This is a genomic window from Burkholderia cenocepacia, from assembly GCF_014211915.1.
GTDB lineage: Bacteria > Pseudomonadota > Gammaproteobacteria > Burkholderiales > Burkholderiaceae > Burkholderia > Burkholderia orbicola.
This window is the reverse complement of sequence record NZ_CP060039.1, coordinates 1,463,033-1,487,674: the sequence shown is the minus strand read 5'-3', so window position 1 is coordinate 1,487,674 and position 24,642 is coordinate 1,463,033. Positions and strand designations below refer to the sequence as shown.

Genomic DNA, 24,642 nt, shown 5'->3' with positions numbered 1-24,642 from the left:
AGTCCAATTGTCAGCAGTTGCCCAGGCTCGGTAACTTCCTTCACTCCGCGTGATGCCGCCATCCCGGCCCGACGTGAGAAATGACGTGTTTCTCACGGCCCCCGATTGGCATCGACAGCATCACGTTCATCCAGTTTGCGGAGAGGGATATGCGTAGACCAAGCTTTTCAGCCGCATGGGCAGCAGCAATGCGCATTTACGCGCCGATAAATCCCGCGGTGAAAGTTGCGCGAACGATTGGGGGCAACGTGACCACCAATATCCAGCGATGGGACAAAGCAGAAGTGATCAAATTCCCTCCTTCGCTGGAAGGCAGTACCTTGGACGATAGGCAGGGGATCGTTCTCTTCGAGGTTTCAGCCTCGTCGATAGCCTGAGAGAGGAATACTATAATGAACAACACCTATGCGTTTGGTGCACATCGAGATCTCACGCCGATGGAGCTGTTTTTCCTTGTCTTTATCGATGAGACATGCAAGGAGCTTGGTGTTGACGATGTAGCAGCAGTGGTTGCCATTGTGGCCGGTCAAAATTGGATGCCAACACGAGCGAAGCCCTTTGGTACCACGCCGGGTACTTCTGTTGCGTCGATATTGAGTCGCAAGTATCTGAACTACGATTTGAAGAAGAAGATCCTCCCAACGCTGACCAATGCCAGCGTCAAGCGCTTGAAGTTCATTCTGGTAAGAAACATTGGGGTTTTCGTTGGGCGCGCGGTTCCTGTCGTTGGCTGGGTCATTGCTGCCAAGGATGTCACGATGATCAGCATTCGTTCCGTGTCGCGCTATAACGCGCTTGTTAAGCCTGAGGACAAGGTGTTCTGATGAGCCAGTTTACATGGAACGAGTTTGAGGATTTTGTGAGAAGGGAGGCCGGTGTTAGTCCCAAAAAAATTCTCACAAAAAGTCATGCCATCGAAGGTGATTTGGATATCACTGGCGACGATGCGGTCGAATTTATGGAGCGCTTCTTCGATAAATTTCCGGTGCAAGTTGGAGATTTTGAGTTCAATCGCTACTTCTCAGGAGAGGGCTTTAGCTTGATTGAAGTGGCGCGGATGGTTTTCTCCAGAAAACGCCGAGAAAAATATGACAAAGTGCCACTGACTCTGGGCATGCTCTATCAGGCTATTTTGGATGGAGAGTGGAGCAATCAGCGCTTGGAAAGCCTACCGCGCTGATTGCACCTCGCCAAATGGGCCGGTTTATTTTTAGGCGATGTGTTGGATCTGTGCATACCTCCGGAGTCCGCCATGAGTCAGGATCCGCTGCTCCGGTGTGTGATGTTCTGGGCACTGATGTTCGTGGTACAACCCAGCCACGCCACGGATACGTCGTCGTCGCCACAAGCCGGCGCCCGAACCTACGCGTAGAACTACAAGGACATGGTGCTCGCCGAATGCACCGCGACCGCTTATCGGAATGAGCCGTCCGCTGCGATGGACGCGAGAAGCAGCGCCAGTGCACTAAAGGATTGGACCGACTTCGATCTGGAGCGGAACCCCGACGCGGGCAAATCGCTGGTCAATCGTTTTCTTGCTCGCGACTGTCGCAATCCGGTCGTCGAATCTGAAATCAAGGGTGTGAGATTCGATTTTTTAAAATGCCTGGATCTGTATCACAGCCAGGAACTCGAGACCGAAGTCGGGCGATTCGTAACCAACCCGAAGCGCAGCTATCGACTCGACAATCGCTCGCCAGACCGTTCCAAGTGATGTAGAGGTGGGAAGTTCAAACCCGTCCACCGCGCTCCTCCGTCAGTTCCGCGGCGCCGCTCAGGCGCCCGCCTTCACCGGCCGCCCGTGCCAGCGCAGCACCAGATAGCGCCCGACGAAGCACAGCACGCCGGTCACGCCAATCGTCACGCCCATCGCGAACGGCGTGCCGTCCGCGAGTGCACCGATCGCAACGCTCGCCAGCGCGCCGAGCGCGAGCTGCATCGCGCCGAACACGGCCGCCGACGCGCCCGCGTTGTGCGGATAGCGATGCATCAGGTCGGTCGTGCAGTTCGCGGACAGGATCCCGACCACGCCGACGACGAAGAACAGGCACACGACGATCGACCACAGCCCGCCCAACCCGGTCAGCGCGACGAACGCGACCGCGAGCGACGCGATGCAGCTCACGAGCGACGCGGCCGCGATGATGCGCAGCGAACCGATACGGCCGACGAGGCGCGTATTCGCGAAGTTGCCGATCATGATCCCGACGACGTTCAGGCCGAACAGCAGCCCGTAGTGCTGCGGCGACACGTGGAAATACTCGATGTACACGAACGGCGTCGCGGTGATGTACGAGAACATTGACGCGAACGCCATCCCGCCGCACAGCATGTGCCCCCATGCGACGGGGTCGGACAGGATGCGCCCGTACGACGCGAACGACGCGAGCACGGCCGCGCTCTTGCGCCGCTCCTTCGGCCAGGTTTCGGGCACGCGCAGGTACGCGGTCGTCGCGCAGAGCGCGCCGAACACGGCCAGCACGACGAACACGCCGCGCCAGCCGGAGAAACGCAGGATCTGGCCGCCGATCAGCGGCGCGAGCAGCGGCCCGACCGCGGTGACGATCGCGACCATCGACAGTACCTTCGCCGCGTCGCTCGGCTCGTGCGCGTCGCGCGCGATCGCCCGCGCGAGCACCGACGCGGCGCCGGCGCCGAGCGCCTGCAAAAAGCGCACGACGATCAGCATGTCGATCGAACCCGCCACGAAGCAGCCGATACTCGCGAGCGTGAACAGCGCGATCCCGCCGAGCAGCACGGGGCGGCGGCCCCACGTGTCGGACAGCGGGCCGTACAGCAGCATGCCGATCGAGAAACCGGCCATGAAGCTCGTCAGCGTGCGCTGCGCGGCGCCGGCGCTGACGGAGAAGCCCGCGGCGATCGACGGCAGGCTCGGCAGGTACATGTCGGTGGCGATCGGCCCGCAGGCCGCGAGCGCGCCGAGCAACAGGATCAGCCGGGCATCGGGCCGGCGCCGGACGACGTGGGACATGGGTATCCGGAATGGGAGCCCGCGCGCATCGGGGCGCGCGTGGCGGTGAAGACGGGAAGCCGCGCCGCAAGCGGCGCGTTCAGGCCCATGATTGTACGCGCAACTTTTTTGCGTGCCTCGGGCTGCATGCGGCGGCGGGCAGGAACCCGCCCACGCGCGTCGTGCGCCGAACCAGCGCGCGGGCGGATTCGATTAAGCTTGCTGCTTGCCGCTCTTGTCTGACCTATTCGACGTACGACCGACCCGATGACCGCTTTCCTGCTGATCTGGAGCCCCAAGAAATGGCCATGGCCCGAATTGCCCGACGTCGCCGCGCGCGTGAAGGCCGGCGAGGCCGTGCATGACGTATGGGGCTGCGGCTTCGCGCGCGGCATCCTGCCCGGCGACCGCGTGTTCCTGCACCGCGTCGCGAAGGAGCCCAAGGGCGTGTTCGGCTCCGGCTACGTGACGCGCGCGCCATACGAGGTGCCCGATTCGTCGACCAGGCGCGGCTACCGGCTGTGCATCGACTTCGTGTACGACTGGCTGGTCGACGCGCACCAGGACGTCGTGATTCCGCGCGACGCGCTGCGCGTCCATCCGTATTCGGTACAGACCTGGGATGCGCAGAGTTCCGGCTCGTCGATCAAGCCGATGGTCGAAGGTCCGCTCGAAAAGCGCTGGGCCGAGCTGACCGGCAAGCGCAAGCCGCCGCGGTAAGCGGAAACCGGGTCGCATCGGGGCCGCCTTTCTGTCCGGCCGATTCCCCCGGCGCGCCGAAAGGCCGCGGACCGGCCGGCGGGCTTGCCGCGCGTGTCTCCGGTACAATCAGACGATCGTTCCGCCCAGGCGCCGCGGCCCGTGCACCGGCCCCCGCGCCCTTCTCTCGCAGGTTTCGCTCATGTCCAACAATCAGATCCTCTTCGAACGCGCCCAGAAGACCATTCCGGGCGGCGTCAACTCGCCGGTGCGCGCCTTCCGCTCGGTCGGCGGCACGCCGCGCTTCGTCGCGCGCGCGCAAGGCCCGTATTTCTGGGATGCCGACGGCAAGCAGTACATCGACTACATCGGTTCGTGGGGCCCGATGATCGTCGGCCACGTCCATCCGGAAGTGCTGTCGGCCGTGCAGAACGTGCTCGCCGACGGCTTCTCGTTCGGCGCGCCGACCGAAGCCGAGATCGAGATCGCCGAGGAAATCTGCAAGCTCGTGCCGTCGATCGAGCAGGTACGGATGGTGTCGAGCGGCACCGAGGCGACGATGAGCGCGCTGCGTCTCGCGCGCGGCTTCACGGGCCGCAGCCGCATCGTCAAGTTCGAGGGCTGCTACCACGGCCACGCGGACAGCCTGCTGGTCAAGGCCGGCTCGGGCCTGCTGACGTTCGGCAACCCGACGTCGGCCGGCGTGCCCGCCGACATCGCGAAGCACACGACCGTCCTCGAATACAACAACGTCGCCGCGCTGGAAGAAGCGTTCGGCGCGTTCGGCGACGAGATCGCCGCGGTGATCGTCGAGCCGGTCGCCGGCAACATGAACCTCGTGCGCGGCACGCCCGAATTCCTGAACGCGCTGCGCGCGCTGTGCACGAAGCACGGCGCCGTGCTGATCTTCGACGAGGTGATGTGCGGGTTCCGCGTCGCGCTCGGCGGCGCGCAGGCGTACTACGGGATCGCGGCCGACCTCACCTGCCTCGGCAAGGTGATCGGCGGCGGGATGCCGGCCGCCGCGTTCGGCGGCCGCCGCGACATCATGGCCCACCTCGCGCCGCTCGGCGGCGTCTATCAGGCCGGCACGCTGTCGGGCAACCCGATCGCGGTCGCCGCGGGGCTGAAGACGCTGCAGCTGATCCAGGCGCCCGGCTTCTACGACACGCTCACCGCGCAGACGAAGCGGCTCGCCGACGGCCTCGCGGCCGAAGCACGCGCGGCCGGCGTGCCGTTCGCGGCCGACTCGATCGGCGCGATGTTCGGCCTGTACTTCGCCGAGCGCGTGCCGGGCAGCTTCGCGGAAGTCACCAAGAGCGACGTCGAGCGATTCAACCGCTTCTTCCACCTGATGCTCGACGAGGGCGTGTACTTCGCGCCGTCCGCGTACGAAGCCGGCTTCGTGTCGAGCACGCACGACGACGCGGTGATCGACGCGACGCTCGCGGCCGCGCGCCGCGCGTTCGCGGCACTCGCCGCCTGACCCGGGGTCGCGCGCATGTTCTCGGATACCGACTTCGCCCACATGCAGCGCGCGCTCGCGCTCGCGGCGCGCGGCATGTACACGACCGCGCCGAATCCGCGCGTCGGCTGCGTGATCGTCAAGGACGGCGACGTGATCGGCGAAGGCTTCACGCAGCCGGCCGGCCAGGACCACGCGGAAGTGCAGGCGCTCAAGGACGCGCGTTCGCGCGGCTACGACGTCGCGGGCTCGACCGTCTACGTGACGCTCGAACCGTGCAGCCATTTCGGCCGCACGCCGCCGTGCGCGAACGCGCTGATCGACGCGCGCGTCGCGAAGGTCGTCGCCGCGATGGAAGACCCGAACCCGCAGGTGTCGGGGCGCGGCCTCGGAATGCTGCGCGACGCGGGCATCGACGTGCGCTGCGGGCTGCTCGCGAATGAAGCCGGCGAGCTGAACATCGGCTTCGTGTCGCGGATGACGCGCGGCCGCCCGTGGGTGCGGATGAAGACCGCCGCATCGCTCGACGGCCGCACCGCGCTGCCCTCGGGCGAAAGCCAGTGGATCACTGGCGAGGCCGCGCGCCTCGACGGCCATGCGTGGCGCGCCCGCGCGTGCGCGATCCTCACCGGTATCGGCACCGTGCGCGAGGACAATCCGCTGCTGACCGTGCGCGGCATCGACACGCCGCGCCAGCCGCAACGCATCCTGGTGGACAGCCGCCTCGACCTGCCGCTCGACGCGCGGCTGCTCGAAGGCGCGCCGTTGCTGATCTTCTGCGGCCGGCTCGACGCCGCCGGCGAACTGCGCGCGAACGTGCTGAAGTCGCGCGGCGCGGAAATCGTGCCGCTCGCGAATGCGCACGGCAAGGTCGACCTGCCCGCGATGCTGGCGGCGCTCGGCGCGCGCGGCGTCAACGAGCTGCACGTCGAGGCCGGCCACAAACTGAACGGTTCGCTGCTGCGCGAACGCTGCGTCGACGAATTGCTGGTGTATCTGGCGCCGAGCCTGCTGGGCGCCGACGCGGCCGGCATGTTCGATCTCGCCGCGCCGGCCAGCCTCGAGGCGCGCACCCGGCTATCGTTCCACGGTATCGAACGGCTCGGCGACGACCTGCGCATCCTCGCGCGTGTCGCGCCGCCCGACGCCTCTCACTGAACGGAATCGCCACGATGTTTACCGGAATTGTCGCGGCCGTCGGCCGCATCGAAACGATCGCCCCGCTCGGCACGTCGGCCGATACGGGCGTGCGCCTGACCGTGCAGGCCGGCGGGCTCGATCTCACCGATGTCGCGTTGGGCGACAGCATCGCGATCCAGGGCGCGTGCATGACGGTGATCGAGAAGACCGACACCACGTTCGACGTCGACGTGTCGCGCGAAAGCCTGAACCGGACGGTTGGCCTCGCGCAGCCCGGCGAAGTGAACCTCGAGAAGGCGCTGCGCGCGCATGACCGCCTCGGCGGGCATATCGTGTCGGGCCATGTGGACGGCCTCGGTACCGTGTCGCGCTTCGCACCGGTCGGCGAGTCGCACGAACTGCGAATCGTCGCGCCGCGCGAACTCGGCCGCTATCTCGCGTACAAGGGGTCGATCACGGTGAACGGCGTCAGCCTGACCGTCAATACGATCGACGATCGCGCGGACGGCTGCGAATTCTCGATCAACCTGATTCCGCATACGGTCGAAGTCACGACGCTGCGTCACGTGAAGGCCGGCGACAAGGTCAATCTCGAAGTCGACATGATCGCGCGGTATGTGGAGCGGATGCTGTCGGCATCGCAGGGCGTGCATCAGGACTGAACAAGCAGATCCTCTGTATATGGAATGACGGCTGGCGGTTCGTTTCGGCATTGTTTGGGCGTCGCCACGGCCCCGTCGCTCCTCCACTCACCGACCGCCGTGCCGATCGTATGCGGTAACCGAGCTGGCGCCACCGGGCATTGCTCGTACCCTACTTCGTGCCGTGCCGCTCTTTCTCTGGTCATCCGAAATGCCGGCATCGCGATCGGGTTCGGTCGATGGCCGTCGGGCCAGCCCACATCTGGCCGAACGGCCAACGACGCGCACGGGCCATGCCGTCGCGCTAAGATGCGTCGACAGCGGTTTCCACGCCACCACGTACGACGCGCCGCGTAGCGGCCGCCACTCTTCCCATTGGAGTCCCCCATGTCCATCTCGATGTACCAGGCTTCGCTGCCCGTCCTGATCCGCGGCCTCACCAACCTGCAGCACATCCTCGGCAAGGCACAGGCGCATGCGGCCGAAAAGCAGATCGATCCGTCGGTGTTCATCGGCGCACGCTTGTACCCGGACATGCTGCCGCTCGTCCGCCAGGTCTACATCGCGACCGATACGGCGAAGGGCTGCGCCGCGCGGCTCGCCGGCGCCGAGATCCCGAGCTACCCGGATGTCGAGCAGACCTTCGACGAACTGCACGCACGCATCCAGAAGACGATCGACTACCTGAAGAGCTTCGACGCCGCGCAGATCGACGGCAGCGAGACGCGCCAGATCGTGCTGAAGATGCGCGTCGGCCCGATCGAGTTCACCGGCCAGTCGTATCTGCTGAATTTCGTGCTGCCCAACTTCTTCTTCCACGTGACGACCGCGTACGACATCCTGCGCCACAGCGGCGTCGAGCTCGGCAAGCTGGACTACCTCGGCGGGCGCAACGAGCACGCGTGACGCGCGGCCGGGCCACGTCCGGCCCGCAACCGTCCGCACCCGCGCGCAGGCCGGCCGCAGCGCTTTCCGGAGCACGCGCGGGCCCCGCGCGGCCCGCGCCAGCCGAAACGCCGTCCGGCTGGCGTAAAATACGCACTTTCCTCTTTCTCGCCCCCTTATGACGCTCGCCTCCACGCTCGACATCATCGCCGAGCTGAAAGCCGGCCGGATGGTGATCCTGGTCGACGAAGAAGACCGCGAAAACGAGGGCGACCTCGTGATCGCCGCCGAATTCGTCACGCCGGAAGCGATCAACTTCATGGCCAAGTACGGCCGCGGCCTGGTTTGTCTGACGTTGACGCAGGAACGCTGCAAGCAGCTTCACCTGCCGCTGATGACCTACCGCAACGGCACGCAGTACGGCACCGCGTTCACGGTCAGCATCGAAGCGGCCGAGGGCGTGACGACCGGCATCTCGGCCGCCGACCGGGCGCACACGATCGCCACGGCGGTCGCGCACGACGTGCGCCCCGAGCACATCGTGCAGCCGGGCCATGTGTTCCCGATCATGGCGCAACCGGGCGGCGTACTCGTGCGCGCGGGCCACACCGAGGCCGGCTGCGACTTCACGGCGCTCGCGGGCCTCACGCCGGCCGCGGTGATCTGCGAGATCATCAAGGACGACGGGACGATGGCGCGCCTGCCCGACCTGATCGAATTCGCGAAGGAACACAACCTGAAGATCGGCACGATCGCCGATCTGATCCAATACCGCAGCCGCACCGAATCGATCATCGAGCGGATCGCCGAGCGCACGATGCAGACCGCGCACGGCACGTTCCGCGCGGTGCTGTACCGCGACCAGCCGAGCGGCTCGCCGCACATCGCGCTGGTGCGCGGCGCTCCGTCGCCCGATGTCGATACGCCGGTGCGCGTGCACGAGCCGCTGTCGGTGCTCGATCTGCTCGAGACGGGCATCTCGACCCACTCGTGGACGCTCGACGCCGCGATGCGCGACATCGCGGAACGCGACCTCGGCGTGATCGTGCTGCTCAACTGCGGCGATACGAAGGAACACCTGATCGACGTCTTCAAGGCGTTCGACGAGGAAGAAAGAGCTGCCGCGCTCAAGCGCCGGCCGGTCGATTTCAAGACGTTCGGCATCGGCGCACAGATCCTGCGCGATGTCGGCGTCGGCAAGATGCAGGTGCTGTCGAATCCGCGCAAGCTGGGCAGCATGTCCGGCTACGGCCTCGAAGTCACGGGCTTCATTCCGATGCCCGGCGGCGAAGCCAAGTCCTGCCCGGCGTCCCACGCGTAACCCGCCACGGCGCTTTCGCCCTATAACCGTTCATCCACACCACGGACCAGATCATGGAAATCGGACAATACCAACCGAATCTCGAAGGCGACGGCCTGCGTATCGGCATCGTGCAATCGCGCTTCAACGAGCCCGTGTGCAACGGCCTCGCCGACGCGTGCGTCGAAGAACTGGAACGCCTCGGCGTCACCGGTGAAGACGTGCTGCTCGTGTCGGTGCCCGGCGCGCTGGAAATCCCGCTCGCGCTGCAAAAGCTCGCCGAAAGCGGCCAGTTCGACGCGCTGATCGCGCTCGGCGCGGTGATCCGCGGCGAGACCTACCATTTCGAACTCGTGTCGAACGAGAGCGGCGCGGGCATCACCCGCATCGGCCTCGACTTCAACCTGCCGATCGCCAACGCCGTCCTGACGACCGAAAACGACGAGCAGGCCGTCGCGCGCATGACCGAAAAGGGTCGTGACGCGGCACGCGTCGCGGTCGAGATGGCCAACCTGACGATGGCGCTCGACCAGCTCGGCGACGACGAGGACGAAGAGGAAGACGAAGACGAAGACGACGAAGAGGAGCGCGCATGAAGAAGAGCGCCCGCCGACAATCGCGCGAGCTGGCGACGCAGGGCCTGTACCAGTGGCTGCTGTCGAACGCGCCCTCCGGCGAGATCGACGCGCAACTGCGCGGCGCGCTCGGTTACGACAAGGCTGACAAGGAACTGCTCGAAGCGATCCTGCACGGCGTGATCCGCGAGCATGCGACGCTCGTCGAAGCGCTGGCGCCGTCGCTCGACCGTCCGATCGATCAGCTGTCGCCGGTCGAACGCGCGGTGCTGCTGATCGCGACGTTCGAGCTCACGCACCATGTCGAAACGCCGTACCGCGTGATCATCAACGAAGCCGTCGAACTTGCGAAGACGTTCGGCGGCTCCGACGGCTACAAGTACGTGAACGGCGTGCTCGACAAGCTCGCCGCGAAGCTGCGCCCCGCCGAAACGCAGGCGCGTCGCAACGGCTGATACCGTTGGTTGGTCCACGGGCGCGCAAGCGCCCGTTTTTCATTCTTTTCTCCCTCCGCCCTGCCCGCCGATGAATACCACCGCCGATTCGCTCGTCACGCTCGCCGCACGCGTCGACGCGATCCAGCCCTTTCATGTGATGGAACTGATGAAGGAGGCACAGCGGCTCGAGTCCTTGGGGCGCGATGTTATCCACATGGGCATCGGCGAGCCGGATTTCACCGCGCCGGAGCCGGTTGTCGAGGCCGCCGCGGCCGCGCTGCGCCGCGGCGTCACGCAGTACACGAGCGCGCTCGGCATCGCGCCGCTGCGCGAGGCGATCGCCGCGCACTATGCACGCGCATACGGCCTCACGGTCGCCCCCGAGCGGATCGTCGTGACGGCCGGCGCATCGGCCGCGCTGCTGCTCGCATGCCTCGCGCTGGTCGGCCGCGATGACGAAGTGCTGATGCCCGATCCGTCCTACCCGTGCAACCGGCACTTCGTCGCGGCGGCGGAAGGCCGTCCGGTGCTCGTGCCGAGCGGCCCGGACGCGCGCTTCCAGCTCACCGAACACGACGTCCGCACGCACTGGAACGAGCGCACGCGCGGCGTGCTGCTCGCGTCGCCGTCGAACCCGACCGGCACGTCGCTCGAACCGGACGAACTGAAGCGGATCGTCGAAGCGGTGCGCGCACGCGGCGGCTTCACGATCGTCGACGAGATCTACCAGGGGCTCAGCTACGACGCCGCGCCCGTGTCGGCACTGTCGTTCGGCGACGACGTGATCACCGTGAACAGCTTCTCGAAGTATTTCAGCATGACGGGCTGGCGGCTCGGCTGGCTCGTCGTGCCGCCCGCGCTCGTCGGCACGTTCGAGAAGCTCTCGCAGAACCTGTTCATCTGCCCGTCCGCACTCGCGCAACATGCGGCGCTCGCCTGCTTCGAGCCCGCGACGCTCGACATCTACGAAACACGCCGGCTCGAATTCAAGCGCCGCCGCGATTTCATCGCGCCGGCGCTGGAGCGGCTCGGCTTCACGGTGCCGGTGATGCCGGACGGCGCGTTCTATGTGTATGCGCATTGCGGCGGCGTCGCGCACCCGGCGGCGGGCGACAGCGCTGCGCTCACGCAGGCGATGCTGCACGACGCTGGCGTGGTGCTGGTGCCGGGCATGGACTTCGGTGTCCATGCGCCGCGCGACTATATCCGCCTGTCCTATGCGACGGCCTACTCGCGGCTCGAAGAGGCGGTCGACCGGCTCGGGACGCTGTTCGGGCAGCGCTGACACCGCGACCGGCGCACCGGGCGCTTCACGCACCGCAAAAAAGAAAAGCACCCGAATCGGGTGCCTTTCTCATGCCCAGTCGTGCCGGCTGAAGCCGCGCGACGCCGGTGACGTTATGCGCCGAGCTCCGAATGATCGGCATGCGACTGCTTCGCGGTATCGACGCTCGCGTCGTCCTGCGACGCGGCTTCCTTCGGCGCCGCCTTGACCGAGGTCGTACCGTCGAGCGTCGCATGCACGCGCTTCGCGCCGCCGGCTGCGGCCGTCACGGCAGCGGCGGTGACGATCGGCTTCGCGGGTTGCGCGGGCGCCTGCGGCGCGTTGATCGGCACGCTGCGGCCACGCGCGACGTCGCGCAGGCGACCGCGCTCGGCCATCACCTTCGAGCCGTAGCCGTTGTCGTCGGGGTTCGTCGAGCCGTTATACAGACGCAGGCCATTCGCGAGCGAGCCGCCGCGCGCGATGCAATCCTTCAGCACCAGTGCGCCGACCTGCAGGTTCGCAAGCGGCTGCAGCGCGGTATCGGTGCCACCGAAATACTCGAACTTGTCGGAATGGACCTTCGACATGACCTGCATCAGCCCCTTCGCGCCGACGCCGCTTTCGGCGTACGGGTTGAAGCCCGATTCGATCGCCATCACGGACAGCAGCAACAGCGGATCCAGGCCGACGTCACGACCGGTCTGGAACGCAGCCTTGACGAGCTGCCCGAGCGGCTCCTGCGCGACGCGGTAACGGCGCGACAGATAAGTGGCGACGAGCGCCTGTTCGCGGTTCGACGCGAGCGCGCGATCGTCGCGGGCATCGGCCGCCACGCGCTGAATCGGAATCAGCTTGGCCAGTGCGACCGGCGACGGGCCGGTGCGGGCCGGATCGGACGCATCGCCCTGCGCGCCTTGAGCGCCCTGCGCGGCGGTTTCCGGTGCGACATCGAGGCCGACCGCAAGCGCATCCGTTTCGGGACTGTCTTCCTGCTGCGGCTGCGCACCGGCAGGCGCGAAGTTCGGCAGCGGATGGCCGGACAGCAGACGCGCCGGACCGGCCTGCACGGCCGCGGATACGACCGGCATCAGCTTCGCGGCGAGCGTGCCGCGGACGGTTGGCAGCAGCCACAGTGCGAGCGCAACCGCGACAGCGAAACAGCCGACAACGCTGAATAGATGGTGACTGACACGCGTCCCGCGACGCAGCAAGTTGCGCACGATTTGCGCATGCTGCTCAGTGGGACGCCACGATAACCAAGCGTTCATTCAGATCATCTCCCATGAACATGACTCGTGCGGCTCGCTCAGCTCGAAGGCGAGACAGAAAACGCGCCGCGGAATCACGACGCCGCACGCCTTGGTTGGGACGCGCAAGCATCGGGGAAACGGTATAAGTACCGTTCGAGGCCACGGTGTAAGAGGGCCGGCGCCTTCGCACATTGGGCGAGGCGGGCATACGCGGTGGCACCCACGCAAAAAACCAGCGTCTGGTAGCGCTGGCTAGGACTACGACAAAAGCCGTCGAAGACGCCGTGCAGGGTTCGGCGGACGGTGACGCGCTGCGTCAAAGATCGGTGATTGGCGGCTCGAAGCCTTTTACCCTGCAACCAATGTGAGCGGATTCTAGCAGGGTTTTATAGATCGTCAACACTATAAAAACTCAAATCTATAACAAAAAGTAATTTAAAACACCTCTTCAGAACGCGAGCCCCGTGCCGTAGGGGGTTTGCGCGCGATCGACTTTTTCTCCGCCGGGCGGCCGCATGGCTGCCCGGGGTAAAATCGTCGGTCAATTCGGGGTCGCAGCCGGCCGCTGCCCCGCCCATCGCTGCCCGCTCATGCGGGCTGCCCGGACCTTCTTCATGAAATACAAAGACTTACGCGATTTCATTCAGCGCCTCGAGGCGCTCGGCGAACTGCGGCGCGTCACGCAGCCCGTGTCGCCCGTGCTCGAAATGACCGAGCTGTGCGACCGCGTGCTGCGCGCCGGCGGCCCCGCGCTGCTGTTCAACGCGCCGCCCGGCAATGCATTTCCGGTACTCGGCAACCTGTTCGGCACGCCGCGCCGCGTCGCGCTCGGGATGGGCGTCGATGCGGGCGACGATGCCGCGCTCGGCTCGCTGCGCGATCTCGGACGCCTGCTGTCCGCGCTGAAGGAGCCCGATCCGCCGAAGAGCCTGAAGGACGCCGGCAAGCTGCTGTCGCTCGCGAAGGCGGTGTGGGACATGGCGCCGAAGTCAGTGTCGTCGCCGCCGTGCCAGGAGATCGTGTGGGAAGGCGCGGACGTCGACCTGAACAAGCTGCCGATCCAGACCTGCTGGCCCGGCGATGCGGGGCCGCTCGTCACGTGGGGCCTGACGGTCACGCGTGGGCCGAACAAGTCACGCCAGAATCTCGGCATCTACCGCCAGCAGCTGATCGGCCGCAACAAGCTGATCATGCGCTGGCTCGCGCATCGCGGCGGCGCACTGGATTTCCGCGAATTCGCGCTGCAGAACCCCGGCAAGCCGTATCCGGTCGCGGTCGTGCTCGGCGCCGATCCGGCCACGACGCTCGGCGCGGTGACGCCCGTGCCCGATTCGCTGTCCGAGTACCAGTTCGCCGGCCTGCTGCGCGGCAGCCGCACGGAGCTCGCGAAGTGCCTGACGCCCGGCGTCGACACGCTGCAGGTGCCCGCGCGCGCGGAGATCGTGCTCGAAGGCTTCATTCATCCGCAGGAAGGCGCCCCTGCCCCCGCTCCGGCCGGCGCGCCGCCGCGACCGGCAGGCAACGCGGCGGCCGCGTACGAACACGCGCTCGAAGGGCCGTACGGCGACCACACCGGTTATTACAACGAGCAGGAGTGGTTTCCGGTGTTCACCGTCGAGCGCATCACGATGCGCCGCGACGCGATCTACCACTCGACCTACACGGGCAAACCGCCCGACGAGCCGGCGGTGCTCGGCGTCGCGCTCAACGAGGTGTTCGTGCCGCTGCTGCAGAAGCAGTTCACGGAAATCACCGACTTCTACCTGCCGCCCGAAGGCTGCAGCTACCGGATGGCCATCGTCCAGATGAAGAAGAGCTACGCGGGCCACGCGAAGCGCGTGATGTTCGGCGTGTGGAGCTTCCTGCGGCAGTTCATGTATACGAAGTTCATCGTGGTCGTCGACGAGGACGTGAACATCCGCGACTGGAAGGAGGTGATCTGGGCGATCACGACGCGCGTCGACCCCGTGCGCGACACGGTGATGGTCGACAGCACGCCGATCGACTATCTCGACTTCGCGTCGCCGGTAGCCGGACTCGGCTCGAAGATGGGGCTCGACGCGACCAACAAGTGGCCGGGCGAAACCAGCCGCGAATGGGGCCGCCCGATCGAGATGGACGCGGCCGTGAAGGCGCGCGTCGACCGGCTGTGGCAGGAGATCGGCCTCTGACGCCAGGCGGCCGGTGCCTTGCCGGCCTGCGCATCGCAATCGCCGCAAATACCCAGAAGATGAGCTTTCCGCCCGCCTCCATGCTGTCCGACGGATTCTTTCTGTCGCTTTCGTTGTGTCTCGACATCGGCCTCGTGAACGTCGCGATGCTGTCGCTCACGCTATCGCACGGCTTCCGCCCGGGCTTCTGGCTCGGCGTCGGGTCATGCGTCGGCGATCTCGTCTACGCGGCGCTCGCGCTCGCGGGAATGGCCGTGCTGCTGCAGTTCGAACCCGTGCGGTGGATCGTGTGGATCGGCGGCGGCGCGGTGCTGCTGTTCCTCACGTGGAAGATGGCGCGCGAAGCGCTGGCGCCCGCCAAGGCGGCCGACGACGACGCGGACGACACCGCGCCGCCACGGGCGAGCGCACGGCGCAGTTTCCTGCGCGGGATGCTGCTCGCGATGTCGTCGCCGAGCGCGATCCTGTGGTTCGCGGCGGTCGGCGGCGCGCTGATCGCGAAAGCCGGTGCGACCACGCCGGCCACCGCGTCGGTGTTCCTGTCGGGCTTCTTCCTCGGCGGCCTCGCGTGGACGCTTTTCATGTGCACGCTCGCCAGCCAGGGCCGCAAGCGCGCGGGCGCCGGCCTGATGCGTGCGTGCCATGTCGCGTCGGCGCTGCTGTTCGCGTATTTCTCGTACAGCGTGATCGTCGGCGGCTACCGCGACCTGATCGTGCACGCGGTTTAATCGCCATCGCGCTGCCGCGCCGGCCACGGCGCCGAACGTCAGCCCCGATGAAAAACGGCGCAACGCCCCTCGCGGAACGTTGCGCCGTTTTGCCGCGCGCGGTCAGGCCGCGCGGGACGAATCAGCGACGCCAGTAGCCGTGATGGCCCCAGCCGCCATAACCATGGCGCCAGTACGGACGACCGTAGTAGCCACCGACGACCACCGCGGGCGGCGGCGCATAGTAAGCCGGCGCCGGCGCGTAATAGACGGGCGGAGGTGGCGGCGCGTAGTACACGGGCGGCGGCGGTGCATAGACGGGATACGCGGGTGCGACCGGGATACCGATGCCGACCCCGATCGACACGTGAGCCTGCGCGGCGCTTGCGGCGCCCAGGCCCAGCGCGGCGGCGGCGATGAACGGAATGAGCTTTTTCACTTCGATTCTCCTGCTGGAGCGGTATTTTGGCGCTCCTGTCGGCAACGGCGGGCATGCACGTCGCATGCAAGCAATGTAGCGAAAACCCGCCCCGCGCGTATCGCGCATTTGTTGCAAATTGCAATTGCACGCGGCCCGAGGCGTCGCGCGGCGCGGTGCCCGATGCAGGCTGCCACCCTTGCGCGTCGCATGATTCCGTCCGAGGAGCCCGGCCCCGACACCATGACCGGTCAGTCTTACCGGCTCCGGTACGTGTAACGGGCACGCGTACGTAATGAACGATTACAAATTCGAGACAAGATGCCGACATTTCAAGCGGGCCGCGGACGCGCGGCATTTCGGGGGTCGGATTCGCAGATCAAGATTCGGCCATGGCGCCTGACGTCGGCCCACATACGAATCGCACCGCATACCGGTAATTCATACGTGCGTCCGCCCGACCATCTGCCTTCCCCGACACCGCCGTCATTCCTGCGATACTGGCGGCTGCTTCGTTTCCGCTTACATCCGCCGCCATGCCGCTTCCCGACACACCCCGCCTCGGCTTCATCGGCGCCGGCCGCCTCGCGCGCTGTATCGCGCAGCGCTTCGCGCAGGCCGGCTTCCCGGTCGTCGCGATCGCGAGCCGCACGCCCGCGTCGGCCGCCGGCCTCGCCGCACGGATCGACGGCTGCCGCGCGGTCGACACCCCGCAGCAGGTAGTCGACGCCGCCGACCTGATCTTCGTGACGACACCCGACGATCATCTCGCGTCGAGCGCCGCGGCGCTGCGCTTCGACGCATCGCGCGCCGCCGGCCAGGCGCTCGTCCATTGCAGCGGCGCGTCGGCGGTTGCGCTGCTCGATCCGGCGAAGCAGCAAGGCGCGGCCACCGGCGGCTTCCATCCGCTCTATCTGTTCGGCGGCACCGATGCCGACCTTGCGCGCATCGACGGCTGCTCGATCACGATCGAAGCGGACGGCGCGCTGCACGCGACGCTGCTGCGACTTGCCGCCGCACTGGGCTGCCATCCGCTGTCGATTCCGGCCGGCGGCCGGATGCTGTATCACGCGGCCGCGCACTACGCGGCGAGCTTCGCGCTGTGCGGGCTGTCGGAAGCGGTCGAGCTGTGGCGCGGCCTCGGTTTCGACGAGGACGCCGCGCTGCGCGCGCTGTTGCCGATGCTCGCCGGCACGATCGAGACCGCCCGCGACAAGGGGCTCGCGAATGCGCTGGCCGGGCCGGTATCGCGCGGCGACACGGGCATCGTCGAGCGCCAGCTCGCGCTGCTCGAGGCGCGCGGCGGCGATCATGCGGCGCTGTACGCGCTGCTGACGCGCCGCGCGGTCGCGCTCGCGGCGAAGCGCGCAGCACCGCCGGCGTCGTTGCCGGCGCTGGCCGAAGCCGTCGAAACCTCGCTCGCACGCGTGGCCGCGCACCCCTCCCCGTCGCGAGACGAGGCGTGATAAGGTGTCGGCCGATGCGCCGCCAACCGGCGTTGGCGGCCGCACGCTACTGACTGTATAAAAAGGATGCCAACGATGTTCGGCGAGATCGCCCGTTTTCTGCTCAATACCGTCTTCACGCTATTCGGCGCCGCGCTGATTCTGCGCGTCTGGATGCAGGCCGTTCGCGTGCCGCCGTACAACCCCGTCACGCAAGCCGTCCTGCAGGCGACCAACTGGCTCGTGCTGCCGCTGCGTCGCGTGATCGCGGGCGTACGCGGCATCGACTGGGCCAGCGTCGTCGCCGCGCTGCTCACCGCGCTCGTCTATGTCGTGCTGATGGTCGTGATGGCCGGCTTCGATCCGGCCGCCGTGATCGCGACGCTCGTCGTGGTCGCGCTGCTCACCGTCGTGAAGTGGGCGCTCAACCTCGTGATCTGGATGACGATCCTGATGGCGCTGCTGTCGTGGCTCAACCCGCGCTCGCCGGCGATGCCGATCCTCTACCAGCTCACCGCGCCGTTCCTGAACCCGCTGCGCCGCGTGATCCCGAACCTCGGCGGCATCGACCTGTCGCCGATCCTGCTGTTCGTGATCGTGCAGGTGCTGCTGATGATCGTCACGCGCGCCGCCGTGTCGCTGACGATGTTCGGCATCTGATCGGCGCGACGCCCTATGCCGCCGGCCCCTGCGCCGGCGGTGCGCCAAGCGTGTCGATCACGCCGAACTGCGCGGGCATCATCGCGTAGCACACCCGCACTTTCTCGCGCGACAGCCGCTCGAGCAGCCGCTGCGCTTCTTCCTCGGTGACGACGAACTCGACCTCGATCGCGAGCGAACCCTGCAGTTCGAAGAAGCGATCCTCGTGCAGCACGCGATGCTGGCCGAAACCGGCCATCGCGCGAAACGCGGAACCGCCCGCGACGCCCATCCGGTTCGCCTCTTCCAGCAGCCATTCCCACAGCGGCTTGCGGCGCAGCCGGTGCCGCTCGTGCACATAGAAGCGTAAAAAGACCCTGTCCATCGCCCCCTCCGATGGCGGCCCCGCTCAGGCCGCCGCGAGCCATGCGCGCGCGGTCCACATGCCGAGCGCCGTCAGCGCGAACGATCCAGTCAAGTGTAGGGCAGCCACCGCCAACGCCCATCCGAATTCGCCCTCGAGCGCGTGCGTCATCACTTCGACCGAATAGGTCGAAAACGTCGTGAGGCCGCCGAGAAAGCCCGTGATCACGAACAGCCGCCACTCGGGCGGCAACCCGACGCGAACGGTGAACACGACGGCGGCCACGCCGATCACGTAGCCGCCGATCAGGTTCGACGCGAGCGTGCCGAGCGGCACCGCGGGAAAGAAGGCGTTGAGCGCAAGGCTCAGGAACCAGCGCAGCAACGCGCCGAGGCCGGCGCCGACGAAGATCGCGACGATCGAATAGAACAAGGGCATCCCTCATGGTCGGCACCGCGCGGCGCACGCGGCCTACGCTGAACTGTATGCGGAATCGCGCCGCGCCGGCAATGCCGACGGGCCGGGTCAGCAGGCGGCGAATCGTGTCGCGAACGCATGACGCGTTTCACGATTTTCACACGCGTGCCGTCGTGGATATTTACCGAACGATTACATCCGACATTACAAATAAACTTTGAATCGACTGATTATTTATCCGCCTTTTAAAAACCGATAAAGCAGTTCGATCCGGTTCACGACAACCCTGCACAACGCCCACGTCAAAAGGGCTCCACGTACTTTCCCTTATCAGACATTCCCGTATCCGGCCGATATTCGATGTAATTACCGTCGGCGATTTCGTAAAATTGTTTCGCCACTCCACCCGATCGACATGGAGACTCAAAAATGAACAATATGCACCTGTCATCCATGTTGATCCCGGCGCTGTGCGCGTCGCTGCTCGCGTCGAGCGTCGCGCTCGCCGACGGCAGCGGCCCGCCACCCTACGTCGAAGGCAACCGCGCACCGAAAGGATTCGCGCGCCCGCCGTTCCACACGAAGCCGCGTGCGAGCACGGCCACGATCGCCGGCCTCACGCCGGCGCTCACGCGGCATGCATACGGGTTCGACGCGATCGCGAACCAGGGCGACGGAATGGTCGTCGCGATCGTCGACGCGTACGACGACCCGAAGATCGAATCCGATCTCGGCGTGTTCAGCACCGCGTTCTCGCTGCCGGCCTGCACGTCGTCGAACGGCTGTTTCACCAAGGTGTACGCGCACGGGGCACGGCCCAAGCCCGATTCGGGCTGGGCGCTCGAGATCTCGCTCGATGTCGAATGGGTGCATGCGATCGCACCGAAGGCGAAGATCGTGCTCGTCGAGGCCGCATCGGCCAGCTTCAGCGACCTGCTGGCCGCGGTCGACGTCGCGGTCAAGCGCGGCGCATCGGTCGTGTCGATGAGTTTCGGCGGCAACGAATTCAGCAGCGAGACCGGCTTCGATGGCCACTTCAACGTACCGGGCGTCACGTTCGTCGCATCGTCCGGCGACAGCGGCACCGGCGCCGAATACCCGGCCGCGTCGCGTTACGTGGTATCCGTCGGCGGCACGACGCTGTCGTCGGACACGGCCGGCAACTACATCGGCGAGGCGGCATGGAGCGGCAGCGGCGGCGGCGTGAGCAACGTCGAGGCCGAGCCGGCCGGCCAGACCGCGTGGCCGGTTCCGGTGGCCGGCAAGCGCGGCGTACCCGACGTCAGCTACGACGCGAATCCGTCCAGCGGTTTCGCGGTGTACGACTCGGTCACCTATCAGGGGCAGGCCGGCTGGTTCCAGGTCGGCGGCACGAGCGCGGGGGCGCCACAATGGTCGGCGCTCGTCGCGATCGCGAATTCGCTGCGCACGGCGGCCGGCAAGAAATCGTTGAGCGGCACCTACGACACGCTCTATACGGTCGGTAAAACCGCGTACGGCAGCGACTTCCACGACGTGACGACCGGGTCCAACGGCAATTGCGGCAGCATCTGCAATGCGGCGGGCGGCTACGACTACGTGACAGGCCTCGGTTCGCCGATCGCGCCGGCGCTCGTGCAGGCGCTCGTCGCGCGGCCGTAATCGCGCGGCCTCGGCCGGTGGATTCGCGGCACGTGGTTCAGCCGCCGCGCCACGCGCGGTCGAGCGCGTTCAGCGTCGCCAACGCGCCGCCCTTCAGCCCGATCACGTCCGTCCGGCGCGCATGCGCTTCGCGCGCGTTGATGCGGATCACGTCGGCGCCGAGCCGTTCGCTCAGCAGGCGCACGGTCGGAATCGCGGTGCCCGCGCCGATCTCGACCACGGCGACGCGCCCGGCCTGCGCGATCCAGTCGTCGAGCGCGCGCTCTTGCGCGTCATAGCGCGCACCGAGCCAGCCGGTGTCACCAAACATCAGGATGTTCGGCCGCGCGAGCCCGCCGCAGTGCGGGCAGCGCGGCATGTCGCTCACGAGGCGGCACGTCGCTTCGTCGACAGCCGGCACGAACGGCGCCGCATCCCACGTGTCGTCCGTGCACGGGCGCAGGCACTGCATCGCATGAATCGAGCCGTGGATCTCGACGATGCGCGCCGGATCGAAGCCGGCTTTCTGGAACTGGCCGTCGACGTTGCTGGTCAGCACGAAGCCGCCGTTCGGCATCGCGTCGATCCAGCGGCGCAGGATCGCGAAGCCGGCGTGCGGCACCGTCGCACGGTACAGCGCGAGACGATGCCCGTAGAAGCCCCAGGCGAGGGGCGCACGTGCACGAAACGCGTGCGGCGACGCGATCTCGTGGAATTCGAAACGCTCGTGGCGCAGCGCCGGATACGCGCGCCAGAAACCATCCGTGCCGCGAAAATCGGGCAGTCCGGAATCGACGCCGATGCCCGCGCCGGCCGTGACGAGCAATGCGTCGGCGCGTGCGAGTGCGGCGACGGCGGACGCTATGAGATCGGCGGGAAGCGGCGCGGCGGCGGAATCAGCGGGATCGGAAGAAGGCATGATGGAGAAGCAGTGGCGTCGAGCGTTGCACGAGTGGCGTCGCGATCATACGCCGGTTCGGACGCTGCGCTGCATCGGCTACGCAATGCGGCGTGCTGCACTACACGCGCCGGCTATGGGCGAGGCGAGTGCCGGCCGTCCGCACGCGCCGCACCGGCGATGCCGCCAACCGGCGCCCATGCTCGCTCAGTCAGCCGAATCGTCCTGCGCAACCGGCATCTCGTCGACCGCGAAATAGACCGGCTTGCCGAGTTGCCGCGCAAGCGCCACGTCCGCATCCGCCCCGCGCGACGCGCCGTCGATGCACAACACCGCATCGCAACGTCGCAGCAGCCGGTGCGCGGCCGGATACAGGAAGGTTTCGCTGACGGCATCGCCGACCTGCGTCGACCCGGCCGCGGCCGCGAGCGGCAACGACACCCATTCGCCGATCATCGCACGTGCCCGCGGCGATACACGGCGAGCGCCGCCGCTTCCAGCCGGTGCAGGTTCGCGGCGATGCGGGCAGGGTCGCCGTCCGTGCCGCTGCGATAGGGGCCGGCGACCAGCACGAGCTGCGGCGTCATGCGGCGCGCGCGCCGGCGGTTTCCCGCAGCGCGACGTACTGCAGCAGCATGATCGTCTTCGCATCGACGATCTCGCCGCGCTCGACCGCGTCCAGCGCCGCCCGCAGCGGCATCTCGACGACTTCGAGATCTTCACCCTCTTCCGCGATGCCGCCGCCGGCATTCGTGCGCAGCGACGCATCGTATTCGCCGACGAAGAAATGCAGCTTCTCGGTCACTGAACCCGGGCTCATGAACGCCTCGAACACCTTGCGCACGCCGCGCACGCGATAGCCGGTCTCCTCCTCGGCCTCCGCGCGAATGCGCGCTTCGGGCGTTTCGTCGTCGAGGAGGCCGGCCGCCGCCTCGAGCAGCATGCCGTCGTGCCCGCTCACGAACGCCGGCATCCGGAACTGCCGCGTCAGCAGCACGTCGCCCGTCTCGGCATGGCGCAGCAGGATCGTCGCGCCGTTGCCGCGATCGTAGGTCTCGCGGCTCAGGCGCTGCCACGTTCCGTCGCGGCGCAGGAAATCGAACGTCACCTTCCGCAGCACATACCAGTCGTCGGACAGCACCGTCGTATCGACGATGCGGACCCGCTCCCGCGTTGCAGCCATTGCAGCCTCCGGTTCGACAAAGGACGGCGCCCATGGTAACGTGCAGCTTCGTGCAATTTCAAGAATTTTCGTGCAAACACGATGCTGACGACACAACGCAAGAAGGCGATCCTCGACGCGCTCGCGCGCGACGGCCAGGTACTGGCCGCCGAGTTGAGCGTGCAATTCGGCGTATCCGAAGACACCGTGCGCCGCGATCTGCGCGAGCTCGCGGCCGAAGGGCTGCTGCAGCGCGTGCATGGCGGCGCGCTGCCGGCGTCGCCGGCCATCGCGCCGTTCGCGCAGCGCGAGGCGCTCGAAACCACGGAGAAGCGACGCATCGCGCGGCGGGCCGCGCAGATGATCGCGCCCGGGCAGGTGGCGATCGTCGACGGCGGCACGACCTCCGCGCTGCTCGTCAGCCAGTTGCCGGCCGACCTGCGCGCGACGATCGTCACGCACAGCCCGAGCGTCGCGGTCGCGCTGGCCGCGCATCCGTCGATCGACGTGATCCTGATCGGCGGGCGGCTCTACAAGCATTCGATCGTCGCGGTCGGCGCCGCGGCGATGGAAGGCATCGCGCGCATTCATGCAGACCTGTACTTCATGGGCGTCACGGGCGTCCATCCGGTCGCCGGCCTGAGCACCGGCGATTTCGAGGAAGCGGCGATCAAGCGCGCGCTGGCCGAACGCGCGGCCGAGACGGTCGTGCTCGCGTCGCAGTCGAAACTGCGCGCGGCGTCGCAGTTCGTGATCGGCGACCTCACGCTGGCGCAGACGATCGTCGTCGAGAAGGAAACCGACGCCGCGCTGACGAAGCCGATCGAGGCCGTGGGCGTGACGGTGGTGCGCGCGTAGCGCGCGGGGCGCTCGCATGCGCCGAATCGGTTGCGGGCGGCACCGCGCCCGTACCGAATCCATGTCAGCGTGCTGACAGGCACCGCTTGCTAACATGGGCGATCGCCCGATCGCCACGTGCTACCCGCCCGATGCCCCCGCCCTCCACCACGACGCCTCAGGTACCGCCCGCCGGCGACGCTCCGCCGCCCGGCATCCTCGCGCTGTTCATCGCGTTCGCGCAGATCGGCCTGACCAGCTTCGGCGGCGGTCTCAGCGGGCGGATGATGCGCGACTTCGTCCACGAGCGGCGCTGGCTCGACGAAGAGGCTTTCCTCAACGGCCTCGCGCTGTCGCAGGCGTTGCCGGGTGTCAACGTGAAGAACCTCGCGATCTGGATCGGCTACCGGCTCGCCGGATGGCGCGGCGCGGTGGCCGGCTTCACCGGCATCATCGCACCGCCGGCCGTGCTGATCGTGCTGTTCGGCGTCGCGTTCTCGACCCTCACCCGCTTCCCGCTCACGCATGTCGCACTCGCCGGCGCGGCGGCCGCGGCGATCGGGCTATCGATCTCGATGGCGATCACGGCGGTGCGCCGGCTACCGCGCCGCGCGCTGCCGTTCGCGGTAATGACGCTCACGTTCGTGTCCGTCGCGGTGCTGCACTGGCCGCTCGTATGGACCGTGCTGATCGGCGGCACGCTGAGCGTCGCGCTCGAATACCGCCGTGCGGCCGCCGCGCCGGCCGGGAGCGACGCACGATGAACGCGTCCGCACATTACGCAGCGCTGTTCGGCGTGTTCGCGCCGCTGTCGATCGCGACGATCGGCGGCGGGCAGGCGGTCATCGCGGATATCCAGCGGCAGGTCGTCGACGTCCATCACTGGATGAGCGCCACGCAATTCGTGAACGACTTCGCGATCGCGCGGATGGCGCCGGGCCCCGGCTCGCTGCTGGCGACGCTGATCGGCTGGCAGGTGGCCGGTTTCTGGGGCGCGGTGATCGCGACGCTCGCGCTGTTCGGCCCGACCGCGTTCCTGATCTACGGCGTCGCGCATCTATGGCGGCGGCACCGGGGCGCACGCTGGCAAATCGCGCTCGAAGCCGGCCTGCGCCCGGTCGCGGCCGGCATGATCCTCGCGTCGGTGTGGGTGCTGCTGCAGGCGCTCGACGGCGGCTGGGCCGCCCGCGCGATCGCGGTTGCGTCGACGCTGTGCGTGATCTACACGCGCGTTCATGCGCTGCTGCTGATCGCGATCGGCGCGCTACTGCTCGTGGGTGTACACACGCTCGGCGGGGTGTAGCGCGGCGGCGCCGTCATCGCACCGGCCGTCG

General features: G+C 67.2%; 28 protein-coding genes and 1 pseudogene. 21 read left to right on the top strand and 8 right to left on the bottom strand.

Annotated features, from left to right (window positions below; genetic code table 11):
- Positions 1-149 precede the first annotated feature (149 nt).
- The 4 genes from SY91_RS06955 to SY91_RS06940 all read left to right on the top strand — a co-directional run bounded on the left by SY91_RS06955 (position 150) and on the right by SY91_RS06940 (position 1,714).
- Positions 150-377: a hypothetical protein gene (locus SY91_RS06955; protein ID WP_124591697.1), complete on the top strand. Its 228-nt coding sequence runs from the start codon at positions 150-152 to the stop codon at positions 375-377.
- Between the two features lie 15 nt (positions 378-392).
- Entirely contained in the window at positions 393-824 is a 432-nt protein-coding gene (locus SY91_RS06950) for an STM2901 family protein (RefSeq protein WP_043886823.1), read from the top strand.
- Positions 824-1,180 carry a DUF1493 family protein gene (locus SY91_RS06945; RefSeq protein WP_043886824.1) on the top strand — a complete coding sequence of 119 codons (357 nt, stop codon included), beginning with the start codon at positions 824-826 and terminating at the stop codon, positions 1,178-1,180. Before SY91_RS06950 ends, SY91_RS06945 begins: the two co-directional genes overlap by 1 nt.
- A 204-nt stretch (positions 1,181-1,384) precedes the next feature.
- Positions 1,385-1,714, top strand: a complete 330-nt coding sequence (locus SY91_RS06940) for a type VI secretion system amidase immunity protein Tai4 (protein WP_124476220.1) — start codon at positions 1,385-1,387, stop codon at positions 1,712-1,714.
- Positions 1,715-1,774: 60 nt separating this feature from the next.
- Here the strand turns inward: SY91_RS06940 and SY91_RS06935 are convergent, their stop codons facing one another.
- Positions 1,775-2,992, bottom strand: a complete 1,218-nt coding sequence (locus SY91_RS06935; RefSeq protein WP_023475217.1) for a Bcr/CflA family multidrug efflux MFS transporter — start codon at positions 2,990-2,992, stop codon at positions 1,775-1,777.
- A gap of 246 nt (positions 2,993-3,238) precedes the next feature.
- Between SY91_RS06935 and SY91_RS06930 the strand changes: the two genes are divergently transcribed.
- The 9 genes from SY91_RS06930 (at position 3,239) to SY91_RS06890 (ending at position 11,398) form a co-directional block, all read left to right on the top strand.
- Positions 3,239-3,691, top strand: a complete 453-nt coding sequence (locus tag SY91_RS06930; protein ID WP_023475218.1) for a hypothetical protein — start codon at positions 3,239-3,241, stop codon at positions 3,689-3,691.
- 181 nt (positions 3,692-3,872) lie between these two features.
- Entirely contained in the window at positions 3,873-5,156 is a 1,284-nt protein-coding gene (gene hemL, locus SY91_RS06925) for a glutamate-1-semialdehyde 2,1-aminomutase (protein WP_023475219.1), read from the top strand.
- 15 nt (positions 5,157-5,171) lie between these two features.
- Positions 5,172-6,293, top strand: a complete 1,122-nt coding sequence (ribD, locus tag SY91_RS06920) for a bifunctional diaminohydroxyphosphoribosylaminopyrimidine deaminase/5-amino-6-(5-phosphoribosylamino)uracil reductase RibD (protein WP_023475220.1) — start codon at positions 5,172-5,174, stop codon at positions 6,291-6,293.
- 14 nt (positions 6,294-6,307) lie between these two features.
- A complete protein-coding gene (locus SY91_RS06915; protein ID WP_023475221.1) occupies positions 6,308-6,937 on the top strand; it encodes a riboflavin synthase in 630 nt (209 codons plus the stop codon).
- A gap of 366 nt (positions 6,938-7,303) precedes the next feature.
- Positions 7,304-7,822 (top strand): DUF1993 family protein, encoded by a 519-nt coding sequence (locus SY91_RS06910; RefSeq protein ID WP_023475222.1) that lies wholly within the window; start codon positions 7,304-7,306, stop codon positions 7,820-7,822.
- 157 nt (positions 7,823-7,979) lie between these two features.
- Positions 7,980-9,122, top strand: a complete 1,143-nt coding sequence (ribBA, locus tag SY91_RS06905; RefSeq protein ID WP_006476660.1) for a bifunctional 3,4-dihydroxy-2-butanone-4-phosphate synthase/GTP cyclohydrolase II — start codon at positions 7,980-7,982, stop codon at positions 9,120-9,122.
- A 53-nt stretch (positions 9,123-9,175) separates the two neighbouring features.
- Positions 9,176-9,697 carry a 6,7-dimethyl-8-ribityllumazine synthase gene (gene ribH, locus SY91_RS06900; protein WP_023475223.1) on the top strand — a complete coding sequence of 174 codons (522 nt, stop codon included), beginning with the start codon at positions 9,176-9,178 and terminating at the stop codon, positions 9,695-9,697.
- The gene (gene nusB, locus SY91_RS06895) at positions 9,694-10,131 is read left to right on the top strand and encodes a transcription antitermination factor NusB (RefSeq protein WP_006476662.1); all 438 of its coding nucleotides are present in this window, start codon (positions 9,694-9,696) and stop codon (positions 10,129-10,131) included. Before ribH ends, nusB begins: the two co-directional genes overlap by 4 nt.
- A gap of 70 nt (positions 10,132-10,201) precedes the next feature.
- Positions 10,202-11,398 (top strand): pyridoxal phosphate-dependent aminotransferase, encoded by a 1,197-nt coding sequence (locus SY91_RS06890; RefSeq protein ID WP_023475224.1) that lies wholly within the window; start codon positions 10,202-10,204, stop codon positions 11,396-11,398.
- Positions 11,399-11,511: 113 nt separating this feature from the next.
- Here the strand turns inward: SY91_RS06890 and SY91_RS06885 are convergent, their stop codons facing one another.
- A complete protein-coding gene (locus SY91_RS06885; RefSeq protein ID WP_023475225.1) occupies positions 11,512-12,648 on the bottom strand; it encodes a transglycosylase SLT domain-containing protein in 1,137 nt (378 codons plus the stop codon).
- 596 nt (positions 12,649-13,244) lie between these two features.
- Here SY91_RS06885 and SY91_RS06880 point away from each other — a divergent pair.
- On the top strand, positions 13,245-14,801 hold the full coding sequence (locus tag SY91_RS06880) for a UbiD family decarboxylase (RefSeq protein ID WP_011694201.1): 1,557 nt from the start codon (positions 13,245-13,247) through the stop codon (positions 14,799-14,801).
- A 59-nt stretch (positions 14,802-14,860) separates the two neighbouring features.
- Complete coding sequence (locus SY91_RS06875; protein WP_043886827.1) at positions 14,861-15,529, top strand: LysE family translocator; 669 nt, start codon at positions 14,861-14,863, stop codon at positions 15,527-15,529.
- Positions 15,530-15,650: 121 nt separating this feature from the next.
- Here the strand turns inward: SY91_RS06875 and SY91_RS06870 are convergent, their stop codons facing one another.
- Positions 15,651-15,947, bottom strand: a complete 297-nt coding sequence (locus SY91_RS06870) for a hypothetical protein (protein ID WP_006488565.1) — start codon at positions 15,945-15,947, stop codon at positions 15,651-15,653.
- A 515-nt stretch (positions 15,948-16,462) separates the two neighbouring features.
- Here SY91_RS06870 and SY91_RS06865 point away from each other — a divergent pair.
- Entirely contained in the window at positions 16,463-17,392 is a 930-nt protein-coding gene (locus SY91_RS06865) for a Rossmann-like and DUF2520 domain-containing protein (protein ID WP_023475228.1), read from the top strand.
- Between the two features lie 75 nt (positions 17,393-17,467).
- Complete coding sequence (locus SY91_RS06860; RefSeq protein ID WP_006488584.1) at positions 17,468-18,031, top strand: YggT family protein; 564 nt, start codon at positions 17,468-17,470, stop codon at positions 18,029-18,031.
- Between the two features lie 13 nt (positions 18,032-18,044).
- Here the strand turns inward: SY91_RS06860 and SY91_RS06855 are convergent, their stop codons facing one another.
- Positions 18,045-18,395, bottom strand: coding sequence for a DUF190 domain-containing protein (locus SY91_RS06855; protein WP_023475229.1), 351 nt, complete (start codon positions 18,393-18,395; stop codon positions 18,045-18,047).
- Positions 18,396-18,419: 24 nt separating this feature from the next.
- Positions 18,420-18,806 (bottom strand): fluoride efflux transporter CrcB, encoded by a 387-nt coding sequence (gene crcB / locus SY91_RS06850; protein ID WP_011544810.1) that lies wholly within the window; start codon positions 18,804-18,806, stop codon positions 18,420-18,422.
- Between the two features lie 414 nt (positions 18,807-19,220).
- Here crcB and SY91_RS06845 point away from each other — a divergent pair, with 414 nt between their 5' ends.
- Positions 19,221-20,432 (top strand): S53 family peptidase, encoded by a 1,212-nt coding sequence (locus tag SY91_RS06845; RefSeq protein ID WP_043886831.1) that lies wholly within the window; start codon positions 19,221-19,223, stop codon positions 20,430-20,432.
- Between the two features lie 37 nt (positions 20,433-20,469).
- On the opposite strand, the gene SY91_RS06840 is transcribed toward SY91_RS06845, so the two are convergent.
- The 3 genes and pseudogenes from SY91_RS06840 to SY91_RS06830 all read right to left on the bottom strand — a co-directional run bounded on the left by SY91_RS06840 (position 20,470) and on the right by SY91_RS06830 (position 22,492).
- Positions 20,470-21,330, bottom strand: a complete 861-nt coding sequence (locus tag SY91_RS06840; protein WP_023475231.1) for an SIR2 family NAD-dependent protein deacylase — start codon at positions 21,328-21,330, stop codon at positions 20,470-20,472.
- A gap of 186 nt (positions 21,331-21,516) precedes the next feature.
- A pseudogene (locus tag SY91_RS06835) lies at positions 21,517-21,896 on the bottom strand (DUF4406 domain-containing protein).
- Complete coding sequence (locus tag SY91_RS06830; protein ID WP_023475232.1) at positions 21,893-22,492, bottom strand: NUDIX domain-containing protein; 600 nt, start codon at positions 22,490-22,492, stop codon at positions 21,893-21,895. The pseudogene SY91_RS06835 and the gene SY91_RS06830 overlap by 4 nt, the downstream one beginning before the upstream one ends.
- An 81-nt stretch (positions 22,493-22,573) precedes the next feature.
- Here SY91_RS06830 and SY91_RS06825 point away from each other — a divergent pair, with 81 nt between their 5' ends.
- The 3 genes from SY91_RS06825 (at position 22,574) to SY91_RS06815 (ending at position 24,611) form a co-directional block, all read left to right on the top strand.
- On the top strand, positions 22,574-23,329 hold the full coding sequence (locus tag SY91_RS06825; RefSeq protein WP_023475233.1) for a DeoR/GlpR family DNA-binding transcription regulator: 756 nt from the start codon (positions 22,574-22,576) through the stop codon (positions 23,327-23,329).
- Between the two features lie 131 nt (positions 23,330-23,460).
- Positions 23,461-24,072, top strand: coding sequence for a chromate transporter (locus SY91_RS06820; protein WP_023475234.1), 612 nt, complete (start codon positions 23,461-23,463; stop codon positions 24,070-24,072).
- A complete protein-coding gene (locus SY91_RS06815) occupies positions 24,069-24,611 on the top strand; it encodes a chromate transporter (RefSeq protein ID WP_023475235.1) in 543 nt (180 codons plus the stop codon). The genes SY91_RS06820 and SY91_RS06815 overlap by 4 nt, the downstream gene beginning before the upstream one ends.
- Positions 24,612-24,642 lie beyond the last annotated feature (31 nt).